Annotated in this window: 13 protein-coding genes; 3 read left to right on the top strand and 10 right to left on the bottom strand. The window is 70.7% G+C overall.

Annotation, left to right across the window (positions count from 1 at the left end; translation table 11 throughout):
• Positions 1 to 82 precede the first annotated feature (82 nt).
• The 5 genes from ruvX to rpsD form a co-directional block, all read right to left on the bottom strand.
• Positions 83 to 553 (bottom strand): Holliday junction resolvase RuvX, encoded by a 471-nt coding sequence (gene ruvX, locus ACLB9X_RS24335; RefSeq protein ID WP_410362512.1) that lies wholly within the window; start codon positions 551 to 553, stop codon positions 83 to 85.
• A complete protein-coding gene (gene alaS, locus ACLB9X_RS24340) occupies positions 553 to 3,222 on the bottom strand; it encodes an alanine--tRNA ligase (protein ID WP_410362513.1) in 2,670 nt (889 codons plus the stop codon). The genes ruvX and alaS overlap by 1 nt, the downstream gene beginning before the upstream one ends.
• The gene (locus ACLB9X_RS24345) at positions 3,222 to 3,614 is read right to left on the bottom strand and encodes a hypothetical protein (protein ID WP_410362514.1); all 393 of its coding nucleotides are present in this window, start codon (positions 3,612 to 3,614) and stop codon (positions 3,222 to 3,224) included. The genes alaS and ACLB9X_RS24345 overlap by 1 nt, the downstream gene beginning before the upstream one ends.
• A 6-nt stretch (positions 3,615 to 3,620) precedes the next feature.
• Complete coding sequence (locus ACLB9X_RS24350) at positions 3,621 to 4,049, bottom strand: DUF948 domain-containing protein (protein ID WP_410362515.1); 429 nt, start codon at positions 4,047 to 4,049, stop codon at positions 3,621 to 3,623.
• A gap of 500 nt (positions 4,050 to 4,549) precedes the next feature.
• On the bottom strand, positions 4,550 to 5,164 hold the full coding sequence (rpsD, locus tag ACLB9X_RS24355) for a 30S ribosomal protein S4 (protein ID WP_177153203.1): 615 nt from the start codon (positions 5,162 to 5,164) through the stop codon (positions 4,550 to 4,552).
• Between the two features lie 188 nt (positions 5,165 to 5,352).
• Between rpsD and ACLB9X_RS24360 the strand changes: the two genes are divergently transcribed.
• Positions 5,353 to 6,048: a DUF2470 domain-containing protein gene (locus tag ACLB9X_RS24360; RefSeq protein ID WP_410362516.1), complete on the top strand. Its 696-nt coding sequence runs from the start codon at positions 5,353 to 5,355 to the stop codon at positions 6,046 to 6,048.
• Positions 6,049 to 6,064: 16 nt separating this feature from the next.
• Here ACLB9X_RS24360 and ACLB9X_RS24365 read toward each other — a convergent pair whose 3' ends face one another.
• The 4 genes from ACLB9X_RS24365 to ACLB9X_RS24380 all read right to left on the bottom strand — a co-directional run bounded on the left by ACLB9X_RS24365 (position 6,065) and on the right by ACLB9X_RS24380 (position 10,241).
• Complete coding sequence (locus ACLB9X_RS24365; protein ID WP_410362517.1) at positions 6,065 to 7,420, bottom strand: replication-associated recombination protein A; 1,356 nt, start codon at positions 7,418 to 7,420, stop codon at positions 6,065 to 6,067.
• Between the two features lie 44 nt (positions 7,421 to 7,464).
• Positions 7,465 to 8,082: a vitamin K epoxide reductase family protein gene (locus ACLB9X_RS24370; protein WP_410362518.1), complete on the bottom strand. Its 618-nt coding sequence runs from the start codon at positions 8,080 to 8,082 to the stop codon at positions 7,465 to 7,467.
• 170 nt (positions 8,083 to 8,252) lie between these two features.
• Positions 8,253 to 9,518 (bottom strand): histidine--tRNA ligase, encoded by a 1,266-nt coding sequence (hisS, locus tag ACLB9X_RS24375; RefSeq protein WP_410362519.1) that lies wholly within the window; start codon positions 9,516 to 9,518, stop codon positions 8,253 to 8,255.
• 12 nt (positions 9,519 to 9,530) lie between these two features.
• A complete protein-coding gene (locus ACLB9X_RS24380; protein ID WP_410362520.1) occupies positions 9,531 to 10,241 on the bottom strand; it encodes an MBL fold metallo-hydrolase in 711 nt (236 codons plus the stop codon).
• Between the two features lie 258 nt (positions 10,242 to 10,499).
• Here ACLB9X_RS24380 and ACLB9X_RS24385 point away from each other — a divergent pair, with 258 nt between their 5' ends.
• Together ACLB9X_RS24385 and ACLB9X_RS24390 are read left to right on the top strand one after the other, a co-directional pair.
• Positions 10,500 to 11,288 (top strand): peptidylprolyl isomerase, encoded by a 789-nt coding sequence (locus ACLB9X_RS24385; protein ID WP_410362521.1) that lies wholly within the window; start codon positions 10,500 to 10,502, stop codon positions 11,286 to 11,288.
• Between the two features lie 175 nt (positions 11,289 to 11,463).
• Entirely contained in the window at positions 11,464 to 12,693 is a 1,230-nt protein-coding gene (locus tag ACLB9X_RS24390) for a DUF349 domain-containing protein (RefSeq protein ID WP_410362522.1), read from the top strand.
• 243 nt (positions 12,694 to 12,936) lie between these two features.
• Here ACLB9X_RS24390 and ACLB9X_RS24395 read toward each other — a convergent pair whose 3' ends face one another.
• Positions 12,937 to 15,420: a RelA/SpoT family protein gene (locus tag ACLB9X_RS24395; RefSeq protein WP_410362523.1), complete on the bottom strand. Its 2,484-nt coding sequence runs from the start codon at positions 15,418 to 15,420 to the stop codon at positions 12,937 to 12,939.
• Positions 15,421 to 15,619: the final 199 nt, after the last annotated feature.

Genomic DNA, 15,619 nt, shown 5'->3' on the forward strand with positions numbered 1-15,619 from the left:
GACGGCGCGAAACGACCCGCCTCTCTTATGTGCGGCAGCTGTTCGAACACGCCGCATCGCGCGGAACGTTACCGTATCGCGATCAGACAACCACTTCGATGCCCTCTCCTGGAGCAACACCGGACGCCCGTTCGGACTCCAGAGCGTTCTGGAGGATCACCACAGCGGCAGCCTGATCGATGACGGACCTGCCCTTTTTGGACTTCACGCCCGAAGCGCGCAGCCCCTGGGTGGCCGTCACTGTGGTCATCCTCTCGTCCACCAGTCGTACCGGAACCGGCTTGATGCCCTGGGCGAGTGTCTGTGCGAAGCTGCGGACCTTCTTCGCCGCCGGTCCCTCACCGCCGCTGAGCGAGCGGGGCAGACCGACGACGACCTCGATCGGCTCGTACTCCTCGACGAGTTGGCGCAGCCGCCGGTGGGCGGCCGGGATGTCGCGGCCCGGCACGGTCTCCACCGGCGTGGCGAGGAGCCCGTCGGGGTCGCACGAGGCGACCCCGATCCGGGCGTCCCCGACGTCGATCGCGAGACGACGTCCTCTGCGCATCGTCATCAGGCGGTCTCGGCGACGAGACGCTCGACGGCGGCGACGGCGGCGCCGATGGCGTCCGGGTTCTGGCCGCCGCCCTGGGCGACGTCCGGCTTGCCGCCACCGCCGCCGCCCAGCGTCTTGGCCGCGGTGCGCACCAGGTCGCCGGCCTTGAGGCCGCGCTCGCGGGCGGCCTCGTTGGTGGCGATGACGGTGAGCGGACGCCCGTTCGCGGTGGTGAACACGGCGACGACGGCCGGGCGGTCACCGGGGATGCGGCCGCGGACGTCGAGGACCAGCTTGCGCAGGTCGTCGGCGGACGTGCCGTCCGGGACCGTGCCGGTCACCAGGGCGACGCCGCGGACGTCCTTGGCGCCCTGGGCGAGACCGGCAGCGGCGCCGAGCACCTTCTCCGCACGGAACTTCTCGATCTCCTTCTCGGCGTCCTTCAGCTTGCCGAGCATGGCGGCGATCTTCTCCGGCAGCTCCTCGGAGCGGCCCTTGACGAGCTCCTGGAGCTGGGCGACGACCGTGTGCTCCTTGGCGAGGAAGTTGTACGCGTCCACGCCGACGAGGGCCTCGACGCGGCGCACGCCGGAGCCGATGGAGGACTCGCCGAGCAGCTTCACCAGACCCAGCTGGGCGGTGTTGTGGACGTGCGTACCGCCGCACAGCTCCTTGGAGAAGTCGCCGATGGTCACGACGCGCACCCGCTCGCCGTACTTCTCGCCGAACTCGGCGATGGCGCCCTGCTTCTTGGCCTCGTCGATGCTCATGACCTCGGCGTGGACGTCGAGTTCGCGGGCGAGGACCTCGTTGATCTTCTGCTCGACGTCGGTGAGGACCGTGCCGGGGACGGCGTTCGGCGAGCCGAAGTCGAAGCGGAAGCGGCCCGGGGAGTTCTCCGAGCCGGCCTGGGCGGCGGTGGGGCCGAGGGCGTCCCGCAGCGCCTGGTGGGTCAGGTGCGTGGCGCTGTGGGCGCGGGCGATGGCCCGGCGGCGGCGTACGTCGATGGCGGCGTAGGCCGAGGCGCCGACGGTGACCTCGCCGACCTGGACGACGCCCTTGTGGACGCTGACGCCCGGGACGGGCTGCTGGACGTCGCGGACGTCGATGACGGCGCCGGTGTCGAGCTTGATCCGGCCCTGGTCGGCGAGCTGGCCGCCGCCCTCGGCGTAGAACGGGGTGCGGTCGAGGACGATCTCGACCTCGTCGCCCTCGGAGGCGGCCGGGGAGGAGACGCCGTCGACGAGCAGGCCGACGACGGTGGATTCGCCCTCGGTGGAGGTGTAGCCGGTGAACTCGGTGGTGCCCGAGGTGTCGGCGACGTGGCGGTAGGCGGACAGGTCGGCGTGGCCGGACTTCTTGGCCTTGGCGTCGGCCTTGGCGCGGTCCCGCTGCTCCTTCATCAAACGGCGGAAGCCGTCCTCGTCCACGCTCAGGCCTTGCTCGGCGGCCATCTCGAGGGTGAGGTCGATCGGGAAGCCCCACGTGTCGTGGAGCAGGAACGCCTTGTCGCCGGAGAGCACCGTGCCCCCGGCGGCCTTGGTCTCGGTGACGGCGGTGTCGAGGATGTTCGTGCCGCCCTTGAGGGCCTTGAGGAAGGCGGCCTCCTCGGCGGCGGCGACGGTCTCGATGCGCTTGCGGTCGGTGATCAGCTCCGGGTACTGCTGCCCCATGGTCTCGATCACCACGTCGACGAGGTCCTTGACGACCGGGCCGGTGGCACCCATCAGGCGCATGTTGCGGATGGCGCGGCGCATGATGCGGCGCAGCACGTAGCCGCGGCCCTCGTTGCCCGGGGTGACCCCGTCGCCGATGAGCATCGTGGACGTACGGATGTGGTCGGCGACCACCCGCAGGGAGACGTCAGAGCCGTGGTCGGCGCCGTAGCGGACGCCGGTCAGCTCGGTGGCCCGGTCCATCACGACGCGCAGGGTGTCGGTCTCGTACATGTTCTGCACGCCCTGCAGGATCATGGCGAGGCGTTCGAGGCCGAGGCCGGTGTCGATGTTCTTCGACGGCAGGTCGCCGAGGATCGGGAAGTCCTCCTTGCCCTCGCCGGCGCCGCGCTCGTACTGCATGAAGACCAGGTTCCAGATCTCCACGTAGCGCTCGTCGTTGACGGCCGGGCCGCCCTCCTCGCCGAACTCCGGACCGCGGTCGTAGTTGATCTCGGAGCACGGTCCGCAGGGGCCGGGGACGCCCATGGACCAGAAGTTGTCCTTCTTGCCGAGGCGCTGGATGCGCTCGGCGGGCACGCCGATGACGTCGCGCCAGATCTGCTCGGCCTCGTCGTCGTCGAGGTAGACGGTGATCCACAGGCGCTCGGGGTCGAGGCCGTAACCGCCCTTGTCCTGGGGATTGGTGAGCAGCTCCCAGGCGAGCTTGATGGCGCCTTCCTTGAAGTAGTCGCCGAAGGAGAAGTTGCCGCACATCTGGAAGAACGTGCCGTGGCGGGTGGTCTTGCCGACCTCTTCGATGTCGGGCGTGCGCACGCACTTCTGCACGCTGGTGACACGGGGGGCGGGCGGCTTGACCTCGCCGAGGAAGTACGGCTTGAAGGGGACCATGCCCGCGGGCACCAGCAGCAGAGTCGGGTCGTCCGCGATGAGCGACGCCGAAGGGACGACGGTGTGCCCGCGCTCCTCGAAGAAGCTCAGCCAGCGGCGGCGGATTTCAGCCGACTCCATCAGTGGTCCTCATTCCGGTTGTACGAAGTCCCGGTGGCCGGGTCTTCGGTGGTGTTCTTGGTCGTGCGGTACGAGTCTTCGGTCCTGCTGTGCAGGTAGGTGATCGATGCGGGCCGGTCGGGCTCGATCGCGGGCCGGCGGGCGGCGGGGAGGTCGCCGCCGGGTGCCGCGTTGAGTCCGAGGACCTCGCCCAGCTCCGCCTCGCGCTGGCGCATCTGCGCGCGGATGTCGACGGCGATGTCCTTGAGACGGTGTCCCGCGTCGATCGCCTTGTTGGCCGCCTGGGCGGCGAGGCTCTCGGGGGTGAGCTGCTTGAGCTTGCGGTTGACCTTGGTGGTGGCCCAGACGCCGGCTGCGGCGCCCGCGGTGAACCAGAACGTACGGCGGAACACGGCGCCTCAGCCCTTCCGCTTCTTGCGCCGCGCGGGGGGCACGGCCCGTCCGACGATCACGGTCCGCCTGGTCTCGGGGGCCGGGGCGTCGTCCCGGCGGCTGAGCGCCCGTCGTACGCCGTACCCGAAGGCGGCGACCTTGACGAGAGGGCCGCCGAACGTCGACGCGACGGTCGTGGACAGCGCCGAGGCGTTGGAGGTGACCTCCTGGACGTCGCTCGCGATGGCGTCCACCCGGTCGAGCTGGGTCTGCGCCGAGCGCACGGTCGCGGCGGCGTCGGCCAGCAGGGGCACCGCCTGTTCGGTCACGTCCGCCACGAGTCTGGTGGTCGCTCTGAGCGTCTGCGCCAGCCTCACCAGCACCACGGCCAGGAAGGAGACCAAGATCGCCCAGAAGACGGCCACCAGAATCCCGGCAACCTCTCCACCGGTCACTGCGCACCGCTCTCTGCTGTCGTCTGGCACCTGAAAAGTCGCATCCCGACCCTATCGCGCCCTGGGTGGGGCCCCATACCGCATTAGCGGTCGGCGAGCGGTGGCCCTGCGGATCGATTCTACGGAGTGCTTACGCGCCGATACGCTGCGTGCCCCATGGGGGACGATCCTCTCGCACCGGCTCCTCCCCCGGCGACCCCCTCAGGGTGGCCATTCGGTGCGCCGCGCGCGCGGTGCGACCGGCAGGCGCGGCGCCTGCTCGGCACGGAGCGCTACGAGGCGTGCGTGGCGGAGGCAGGTCGCTGTGGCCGGATGCGGCGGTGCGGCGGGCACTGTCGGCGCGGACGGACGTACGGCCGTTTCCGGTGCGGCGGCGTGACGCGCGCCGGGCGGTCCCGGAAACGCGGGAGCCCGCCGCTCCCCCACCGGAAACGGCGGGGAAGCGGCGGGCCGAGGTGCGGGGAGCTACTGCGCCGGCTGCCGCTGGGAGGATCCCAGGATCAGCGGGCGTAGTACTCGACGACCAGCTGCTCGTCACAGATGACCGGGATCTCCTTGCGCTGCGGGTCACGGTCCAGGCGGAACGCCAGGGCCTTCAGGTTGACCTGCAGGTAGCGCGGGGTCTCACCGTCGGCGGCGAAGCCACCCTCGCGAGCGACCTGGAACAGGGCCTTGTCGCGGGAGCGCTCGCGGACCATCACGACGTCGTCGGGACGGACGCGGAAGGACGGCTTGTCGACCTTGCCGCCGTTGACCTCGATGTGGCCGTGGACGACCATCTGACGGGCCTGGTAGATGGTGCGGGCGATGCCCGAACGCAGGACCAGGGCGTCGAGGCGGCGCTCGAGCTCGATGACGAGCGCGTCGCCGGTCTTGCCCTCGGCCTTCTTGGCGCGGTCGTAGGCGCGCGCCATCTGGCGCTCGCTGATGTCGTACTGGGCACGCAGACGCTGCTTCTCGAGCAGACGGACCTTGTAGTCCGAGTTCTGCTTGCGGCCACGGCCGTGCTCGCCCGGCGGGTAGGGGCGGGCCTCGAAGTACTTGACGGCCTTGGGCGTCAGCGCGATACCGAGCGCACGGGACTTCTTGACCTTGGGACGCGACTGGTTAGGCACGTTCTCCAGACCTCCGTTGTAGGTTAGGTTAGGCTCACCTTACTCAAGGAGATCGCATGTCTCGCCGTGGGAACACCAAGCGCATCACGGACAGCACAAAGAACGCCGACGCTTCATCGAGCGTCGAGGTGACGGAGGTCCGATCAGCTCATGGTCAGCCGCGTCCCAGCGGGCTTGAAATCACCCGGATGCCGTCAGCAGCCGAGCGCACACGAACTCTCGTACAGAGTACATCCTCGGCGGTACTGCTCGTTCCCGGCGTGGAGGGTGCCCGGACCGACCAGCTCAGTCCGCAGGCCAGGGCATTCGGCGCGGACGGGGAGGTGTTCCTCCTCTTCCCGGGGAACGCCCCCGTCGTCCGGGCGGCGACCCATGCGCAGGACGACGAGCTCTCGGCCGTGCTGGAAATCACCGACGTCGCGCCGGTCGCCGTGCCCCACCGTATCCGCGCCCGCGCCCGGGTCTCCGGCTGGCTGACCTGCGCACCCGGCCTCGCGACCGAGCCCGGCGCCATGATGCTGCGCCTGGAGGTGGGAGAGGCGAGCGTCGACGACCTGTGGGGCGCGTCCGCCGTCGAGGCGGAGGACCTGGCCCGGGCATCCGCCGACCCGCTGGTGGCCCACGAGACCGAGTTGCTCCAGCATCTGCACTCCGCCCACTTCGACCAGGTGCAGGCGCTCGCGGGACTGTTCGGCGAGCGCGGCACGGCCGCGACGGCCGGGGGACGGCGGGCGGTGCCGCTGGCGCTGGACCGCTTCGGGCTGCGCGTGCGGTTCACCGGGGAGCAGCCGGTCGACGCCCGCTTCGACTTCCCGGAGCCCGTGCGGGACATCACCGGACTGCGGCGCGCGATGCACACGCTCTTCGAGGCCGCCGCGCTCTGACGGCTGCCGGTGCGGGCTACTTCGCCTCACCGCGCAGGCGCTCACGCACCTTCTCCACCACGTCGGCATACCGCGCCTCGGCGCCGTAGCGCGTGGGCTCGTAGTACCGGCGGCCGTGGACCGCGTCCGGCGCGTACTGCTGGGCGGCGATGCCTCCGGCGACATCGTGCGGATAGACATAGCCCTGGGCGTGGCCGAGCTTCTGGGCTCCCTTGTAGTGGCCGTCGCGCACGTGCGGCGGGACGGGGCCGACGAGGCCGTCGCGGATGTCCTGCCGGGCGGCCTGGATGGCGAGCGTGGCCGCGTTCGACTTGGGGGCGAGCGCCAGGGCGATCGTGGCGTGGCTGAGGGTGAGCGCCGCCTCCGGGAAGCCGATCATGGCGACGGCCTGGGCGGCCGCCACGGCCGTCGGCAGAGCCGTGGGGTCGGCGAGACCGATGTCCTCGCTGGCCGCGATCATCAGCCGGCGGGCGATGAACCGGGGGTCCTCCCCCGCCTCGATCATGCGGGCCAGATAGTGCAGCGCGGCGTCCACGTCCGAACCGCGGATCGACTTGATGAGCGCGCTGGCGACGTCGTAGTGCTGGTCGCCGTCGCGGTCGTACTTCACCGCGGCGCGGTCGACGGTCTCCTCGACGGTCTCGAGGGTGATCTCCTCCTCGCCCTTGTCGATGGCCGCGCCGGCCGCCGCCTCCAGAGCGGTCAGGGCCCGCCGGGCGTCGCCTCCCGCGATGCGCAGCAGGTGCGCCCTCGCGTCGTCCTGGAGGGCGAGCGCGTCGGCGAGACCGCGTTCTTCGGTGAGCGCGCGCACCAGCAGAGCGCCGATGTCGTCGTCGGTGAGCGGCTCCAGGGTGAGCAGCAGGGAGCGGGAGAGCAGGGGGGAGATCACGGAGAAGTACGGGTTCTCCGTGGTCGCCGCGATCAGCGTGACCCAGCGGTTCTCCACCGCCGGGAGCAGGGAGTCCTGCTGGGCCTTGGAGAAGCGGTGGATCTCGTCGAGGAAGAGGACGGTCTCCTTGCCGAAGCCGCCCGCGGCCCGGCGGGCGCCGTCGATGACCGCCCGGACCTCCTTGACGCCCGCGGTGATGGCGGACAGCTCGACGAAGCGCTTGTTGGTCGCCTTCGAGACGACGTACGCGAGGGTCGTCTTGCCGGTGCCGGGCGGTCCCCAGAGGATCACCGAGGAGGCGCCCGCCCGGCCCGAGCCGCCTTCGGCGACGAGCCGGCGCAGCGGTGATCCGGGCTTCAGCAGATGCTGCTGGCCGACCACCTCGTCCAGGGTGCGCGGGCGCATCCGGACTGCCAGGGGGCTACTGGTCGGGTCCTTCTCCTGGCGGTCTTCGGCTGCGGCGGTGAACAGGTCGGGCTCCACGTGGTGAAGCCTATGTCAGAGCACCGACACCGCCGCTGGGCCGGTCAGCCGGTCCAGAAGTCCCACCAGCGGGTGAGCACCAGCATCCCGATGATCCCGACGTGCAGCACCGGCAGCACCCACGTGAACTCGTCCAGGAACCCCCGTACCACAGCCGGCGCGGGCAGCAGCCCATGACGGACGTTGTGCGAGGTCACGTACCAGAACATGACGATCGTGGCGACCCACGCCAGACAGCACCACAGGCACAGCGCGTTGATCTCGTACAACGACTGCTGCATCAGCCACATGCAGAACCCGACGCCGAACAGCGTCCCCGCGTTCAGCCCCAGCCAGTACCACCGCCGAAAACGCGCCCCCGCCAGCAGCGCCACCCCGATCGCGATCACCATGCCGTACGTGACCAGACCCAGCATCGGGTTCGGGAACCCGAACACCGCCGCCTGCTCGCTCTTCATGATGCTGCCGCACGACACCACCGGATTCAGACTGCACCCCGGCGTGAACCCCGGATCCTCCAGCAGCTTGAACTTGTCGATCGTGATCACCCACGCCGCCAGCAGCCCCGCCGCACCCGTGACCACCAGCATCCACGCGAACCCACGGCTCGCGCCTGTCGTCCCGTGGTCGGTGGACACGTCGTCAACCGCTGCAGTCGTCATATCGCCGTTCCATCGTTCGCCGGTCTGCTGGGTACCGCCATTCTGCCGCACCCCATCCGGTTCTCTCTGTTCGCTCCGGATAAGCAACACCCCCGGCGATGCTCTCGGACCTGGACAACGGCGAAGGGGCCCAAGGCAGTTGATGCCCGGGGCCCCTTCGCGTCGCGCTGTCAGCCGAGGAGTTCGGCGCGCAGCCTGGCGACCACGGCGTCCAGCGCCACGGGCTGCTGTTCCCCGGACTCCATGTCCTTGAGCTGGACCACGCCCTCGGACAGGTCGCGCTCGCCCGCCACGAGGGCGTACCGGGCACCCGAGCGGTTGGCGTTCTTCATCGCGCCCTTGAGGCCCTTGCCGCCGTAGCTGAAGTCGGCGGCGACGCCGGCCTTGCGCAGCTCGGTCACCACGCCGAACAGCACCCGGCGGGCCTCCTCGCCGAGCGGGACCGCGTAGACGCTGGTGGCCTCGGGCAGGTCGAGCTCGACGCCCTCGGCCTCCAGCGCGAGGACCGTGCGGTCGACGCCGAGCGCCCAGCCGACGGACGGCAGCGCCGGGCCGCCGATCATCTCGGACAGGCCGTCGTAGCGGCCGCCGCCGCCCACCGCGGACTGCGAGCCGAGACCGTCGTGGACGAACTCGAACGTGGTGCGCGTGTAGTAGTCGAGGCCGCGCACCAGCTTCTCGTCGTCCTCGAAGGGGACGCCGGCCGCCGTCAGCAGCGCCCGCACCTCCTCGTGGTACGCCTTGCACGCGTCGCACAGGTAGTCGCGCAGCAGCGGCGCGCCCACCAGCTGCTTCTGCACGTCGGCACGCTTGTCGTCGAGGACCCGCAGCGGGTTGATCTCCACCCGGCGGCGGGTGTCCTCGTCGAGGTCGAGGTCGCGCAGGAAGCCCTGGAGCGCCTCACGGTAGACCGGGCGGCACTCCTTGTCGCCCAGCGAGTTCAGCAGGATGCGGAAGTTCGTGAGGCCCAGCGAGCGGTACGCCTGGTCCGCCAGGATGATCAGCTCGGCGTCCAGCGCCGGATCCTCCGCGCCGATCGCCTCGGCGCCGACCTGCGAGAAGTGGCGGTAGCGGCCCGCCTGCGGCTTCTCGTAGCGGTAGTACGAGCCCGAGTACCAGAGCTTCACGGGCAGGTTGCCGGCCTTGTGGAGGTTGGCCTCCAGGGCCGCGCGCAGGACGGACGCGGTGCCTTCGGGGCGCAGCGCGAGCCGGTCGCCGCCCTTGGTCTCGAAGGCGTACATCTCCTTGGTGACGATGTCGGTGGACTCACCGACACCGCGCGCGAACAGCTCCACGTTCTCGAAGCCCGGCGTCTCGATGTAGCCGTAGCCGGAGTTCTTGAGCGGGGTGGAGATCGCGTCGCGCACCGCGAGGAACTTCGCGGAGCGCGGCGGGATCAGGTCGTAGGTGCCCCGGGGGGCCTGGAAGGTACTCACGTCGGAATCTCGTCACATTCCTCGTCGGGGAGCGGGCTGGGCGCTCCCGAGGCCGGCCGCCACCTCGCGCAGATACGGGTTGGTGGCGCGCTCACGGCCGATGGTCGTCTGGGGACCGTGGCCGGACAGCACCACGGTCGAGTCGTCGAGCGGCAGGCACACCCGGGCCAGCGAGTCGAGCATCTCGTCCATGTCGCCGCCGGGCAGGTCCGTGCGTCCGATGGAGCCGGCGAACAGCAGGTCGCCCGAGAAGAAGACGGACGGAACGTCCGCGGACTCGGGCATCCGGAAGGTCACCGACCCCTTGGTATGGCCGGGTGCGTGCGCGACGGAGAAGTCCAGGCCGGCGAGGCTGAGCGCGGCGCCGTCGGTCAGCTCCCTGACGTCGTCGGGCTCCCCGACGGTCAGCTCGCCCATGAGCGGCATGCCGATGGAGCGGCCGAGGGACTTCTCGGGGTCGCTCATCATGTAGCGGTCGGCCGGGTGGATCCAGGCCGGCACGTCATGGGCGCCGCAGACGGGGACGACGGAGGCGACGTGGTCGATGTGGCCGTGCGTGAGCACGACGGCGACGGGCTTGAGCCGATGCTTCTTGAGCGTCTCCTCGACCCCCTGGGCGGCCTGGTGGCCCGGGTCGATGATCACGCACTCCTCGCCGGCGGCGGGGGCGACCAGGTAACAGTTGGTCCCCCAGGCCCCGGCGGGGAACCCGGCAATAAGCACGATCGTCCTCAGTTCGGTCGTCGAGAGGCATGCGGCGGATCGGCGGGCGGTGCTGCCGCGTCGATCACAGCAGTTCAGAGCCTACCGGCGCTGCTCGCTCCACAGCCAACCCGTATACGGTACGGGGCCAGGCCCACTCTTCCCGGTCAGGCCGGACCGGTGAGAGGGCCTGGCCCGGCGGTCGGCATCGCGCCACGTGCACGGCCCCTCGACGGACACGACGTTTTCGACGTTCTCGACCTACAAGGAGAAGACCCGGTGGTCAGCAGCGATCAGCGGCGGCGGCAGCTCGCCAGGGAGAAGTTCGAGCGCCAGCAGCAGCGTCGGGAGCAGGCGCGGAAGAAGGCGAAGCAGCGCAACGCGATCATCGCGGCCGCCCTGGCCGTCGTGGTCGCCGCCGGCGGCGCCGTCTACGCGGGCGCGGCCCTGAGCGACGGCGACACGAGCGACAGCGCCTCGTCGGAAACCTCGCCCGGCGCCACCCTTTCGCCGTCCGAGAGCAGCTCGCCCGAGCCCGCGATGTCGATCGACAAGAAGGCGAAGTACACCTTCGCGCTGAAGACGAACCAGGGCGACATCACGATCGCGATGGACGCGGCGAAGACGCCCCGCACGGTCAACTCGTTCAAGTCGCTGGCGGACAAGGGCTACTTCAACGGCACCAAGTGTCACCGCCTCACTACGCAGGGCATCTTCGTGCTCCAGTGCGGCGACCCGAAGGGCGACGGCACCGGCGGTCCGGGCTACACGATCCCGGACGAGAACCTCGCGGCGCTCGGCAAGGCGGGCGCCGACGGCAGGGTGACGTTCCCGGCGGGCACGGTCGCGATGGCGAACACCGGCCAACCGAACTCGGGCGGCAGCCAGTTCTTCCTCGTGTACAAGGACACCAAACTGCCGCCCACGTACACGCCGTTCGGCACCATGGACGACAAGAGCCTCAAGATCGTGGAGGCCGTGGGCAAGGGCGGTGTCGAGGGCGGCGCGAGCGACGGCGCGCCCAAGCAGGCCGTCAGCATCGAGAAGGCCACCGTCCCCAAGGTGTGAGCCGGGGAATTTCGGCGGCGCCGAGTGCGGACAGCCAGGCGGCCGGTCGCCTAGATTGGCGTTGTGCAGCGCGGGCCGGCTTCGCGTTGTTCAGGACGGGCGAGGCCCGTCCCAGGAAACTGTGGACGATGCCCGGGGACGAACTCCCTCGCGGGCATCAGGTTGAGGAGGCGCTGTGAGCAGCGACCCGTGGGGCCGTGTCGACGAGACGGGCACCGTGTACGTGCGTACTGCCGAGGGCGAGAAGGTCGTCGGATCGTGGCAGGCGGGCTCTCCCGAGGAGGCGCTGGCCTACTTCGAGCGCAAGTACGAGGGCTTGGTGGTCGAGATCGGCCTCCTCGAGCGGCGGGTGAAGACCACCGACCTGTCGGCCAAGGACGCCATGGCGGCGATCGACCATCTGCGTCAGCAGGTGGACGAGCACCACGCCGTGGGTGACCTCGACGCCCTGCGCGTGCGTCTCGACGCGCTCGTGGCGACGGTCGACAAGCGCCGCGAGGAGCGCAAGGCGCAGCGCGCGAAGCAGAGCGACGAGGCGCGCCGGGCCAAGGAGGCGCTGGTCACCGAGGCCGAGGAGCTGGCACAGAGTGACCAGTGGCGAGCCGCGGGTGAGCGGCTGCGGGCGCTCGTGGACACCTGGAAGGGCCTGCCCCGGCTCGACCGGAAGTCCGACGACGAGCTGTGGCACCGCTTCTCGCACGCCCGCTCCGCGTTCTCCAAGCGCCGCAAGGCGCACTTCGCGTCGCTGGACGCGCAGCGGGAGGAGGCCCGTCAGACCAAGGAACGGCTGGTGGCCGAGGCCGAGGCCCTGTCCGGGTCGACGGACTGGGGCCCCACCGCCGCCCGCTATCGCGACCTGATGGCGCAGTGGAAGGCGGCGGGCCGTGCCCAGCGCGAGGCCGAGGACGACCTGTGGAACCGCTTCCGGGGTGCGCAGGACGTCTTCTTCGCCGCGCGCAGCGGCGTGTTCGCCGAGCGCGACGCCGAGCAGGCGGAGAACCTCAAGCTCAAGGAGGAGCTCGCGGCCGAGGCCGAGAAGCTGGTGCCGGTGACGGACCTCAAGGCGGCCCGCGCCGCCTTCCGGGCCATCAACGAGCGCTGGGAGGCCATCGGCCACGTGCCGCGCGACGCCCGGCCGAAGGTGGAGGGCCGGATGCACGCGGTGGAGCGGGCCCTGCAGGAGTCCGAGGAGAACGAGTGGCGCCGGACGAACCCGGAGGCACGTGCGCGTGCCGCGGGTCTGACCGGGCAGCTGCAAGCGGCCGTGGACAAGCTGCGTGAGCAGATCGACGCGGCGCGTGCGGCGGGCAACAACGCCAAGGCCGACAAGCTCGCCAAGGAGCTCGAGGGCCGTCAGGCGCTGCTGGACCAGGCGCTGAAGGGCCTGGAGGAGTTCGGCGGCTGACGCGCCGGCCCCCGGAGTACGGGAAGGCCTCGGTACGCGGTGCGTACCGGGGCCTTTGCGTACTCCGGCACTTCCGGCGGGCACTCCGGGCACTTACGGCGCGGCCGGCGATCCCGCGGCCGACGCCCTGCGCGGGCCGGCGAACCCGGGGCCGACGCCCTGCGCGCCCCGGCGAGCCCGTGGCCCGACGGCTCGGCCTGCGTGGTCGAGCCGTCGCGGGGCCGCCGGCGCGGTCGTGGCCTGTCAGGGCCGGCGCGCGGAGGTGACGCGGTAGACGTCGTAGACGCCCTCCACGCCGCGGACGGCCTTCAGTACGTGGCCGAGGTGCTTCGGGTCGCCCATCTCGAACGTGAAGCGCGAGGTGGCCACCCGGTCGCGGGAGGTCTGCACGGCCGCCGACAGGATGTTGACGTGCTGGTCGGACAGGACGCGGGTCACGTCCGACAGCAGCCGGGAGCGGTCCAGGGCCTCGACCTGGATGGCGACGAGGAAGACCGACGACTGGGTGGGCGCCCACTCGACGTCGAGGATCCGTTCGGGCTGCTGCGAGAGCGAGTCGACGTTGACGCAGTCCGCGCGGTGCACGGACACGCCGCTGCCGCGGGTGACGAAGCCGATGATCGGGTCGCCGGGAACGGGCGTGCAGCAGCGGGCCAGCTTGACCCACACGTCCTCGACGCCCTTGACGACCACGCCCGGGTCCGTGCTGTTGCGGCGCTTGCCGCGGCTGCGGGAGGGCGGGGTGGACTCGGCGATGTCCTCGTTGGCGGCCTCCTCGCCGCCGAGGGCCTGCACCAGCTTCTGCACGACGCCCTGCGCGGCGACATGGCCCTCGCCGATCGCCGCGTAGAGCGACGAGATGTCGGGGTAGCGCATCTCGTGCGCGAGGGTGACCAGGGAGTCGCCGGTGAGGATGCGCTGGATCGGCAGGTTCTGTTTGCGCATGGCGCGCGCGATGGCGTCCTTGCCCTGCTCGATGGCCTCGTCGCGGCGCTCCTTGGAGAACCAGGCGCGGATCTTGTTGCGTGCCCGCGGCGATTTGACGAAGCCGAGCCAGTCGCGGGAGGGACCCGCGCCCTCGGCCTTGGAGGTGAAGACCTCCACCAGGTCGCCGTTGTCGAGGGTCGACTCCAGCGGGACGAGCCGGCCGTTGACCCGCGCGCCTATGGTGCGGTGACCCACCTCGGTGTGCACGGCGTAGGCGAAGTCGACGGGAGTGGCGCCCGCGGGGAGCGCTATGACGTCACCCTTGGGCGTGAAGACGAAGACCTCGTTGCGGGACAGGTCGAAACGCAGGGACTCCAGGAACTCGCTGGGGTCCTCGGTCTCCTTCTGCCAGTCCAGCAGCTGCCGTAGCCAGGCCATGTCGTTGACGGTGTCCTGGCCCGCGGTGCCCTTGCCGGCCTTGGGGACGTCCGTACGGATCTTGGAGGCCCCGGCGACGGTCTCCTGCTTGTACTTCCAGTGGGCCGCGATGCCGTACTCCGCGCGGCGGTGCATGTCGAAGGTGCGGATCTGCAGCTCGACGGGCTTGCCGTTGGGGCCGATGACCGTCGTGTGCAGCGACTGGTACATGTTGAACTTCGGCATCGCGATGTAGTCCTTGAACCGGCCGGGGACCGGATTCCATCGCGCGTGCACCGTGCCGAGGGCCGCGTAGCAGTCGCGGACCGTGTCGACGAGGACGCGGATGCCCACCAGGTCGTAGATCTCCGCGAAGTCACGGCCTCGGACGATCATCTTCTGGTAGACGCTGTAGTAGTGCTTGGGGCGGCCGGTGACGGTGGCCTTGATGCGGGCCGCGCGGAGGTCGGCCTGGACCTCGTCGGTCACTATGGCGAGGTACTCGTCGCGCTTGGGCGCGCGCTCGGCGACGAGGCGCACGATCTCGTCGTACATCTTGGGGTAGAGGATCGCGAACGCGAGGTCCTCCAGCTCCCACTTGATGGTGTTCATGCCCAGCCGGTGCGCCAGCGGGGCGTAGATCTCCAGCGTCTCGCGGGCCTTCTTCTCCTGCTTCTCCCGCTTGAGGTAGCGCATGGTGCGCATGTTGTGCAGGCGGTCGGCGAGCTTGATGACCAGGACGCGCGGGTCCTTGGCCATGGCGACGACCATCTTGCGCACGGTCTCCGCCTGCGCGGCCTCGCCGAACTTGACCTTGTCCAGCTTGGTGACGCCGTCGACGAGCAGGGCCACCGAGTCGCCGAAGTCGCGGCGCAGCTGGTCGAGGCCGTACTCGGTGTCCTCGACGGTGTCGTGCAGCAGGCCGGCCATCAGCGTCGCCGGGTCCATGCCGAGTTCGGCGAGGATGGTGGTGACGGCGAGGGGATGCGTGATGTACGGGTCGCCGCTCTTGCGCTTCTGCCCCCGGTGCCAGCGCTCGGCGACCTGGTAGGCGCGCTCGACCTGGCGCAGCGTGGAGGTCTCGATCTTGGGGTCGTTGCTGCGCACGATCCGCAGCAGCGGCTCCAGCACCGGGTTGTACGGCGACGAGCGCTGCACGCCGAGACGGGCGAGACGGGCGCGTACCCGATTCGAGGAGCCGCCGGACCGCGTCGTGGCGGGCGGTACGGGCTTGGGCGCGGAGACGGGCACCGGGCTCACGCGCTCGGGCGCGGGGGGCTGCGGCTGACGGTCCGGCTTCGGCTCGGGCGTGACAGGGGCTGCCGCGGCCTTTGCGGCCTTCTGGCCGGGCTGCGCGGCTGCGGACTGGGCCTCGTCTGGCAAGGGCACTCCTCTGGGGGTCCCCCGGGACGGAGTCTGGGGGAGGTTCCGGGTCCCCCGGTCAGGCCCGGAAAGCCCATGGTATCGACCCGGCTCTGCAGGTGCGCACGAGGCGGTGGAGAGGCATGCGCCACAGGAGCCGCCCGGGAGCGGGGCGGGAACGACGACGGGTGCCCCGGAGTGATTCCGGGGCACCCGTCGT

Source organism: Streptomyces sp. 5K101 (genome assembly GCF_046506645.1).
GTDB lineage: Bacteria > Actinomycetota > Actinomycetes > Streptomycetales > Streptomycetaceae > Streptomyces.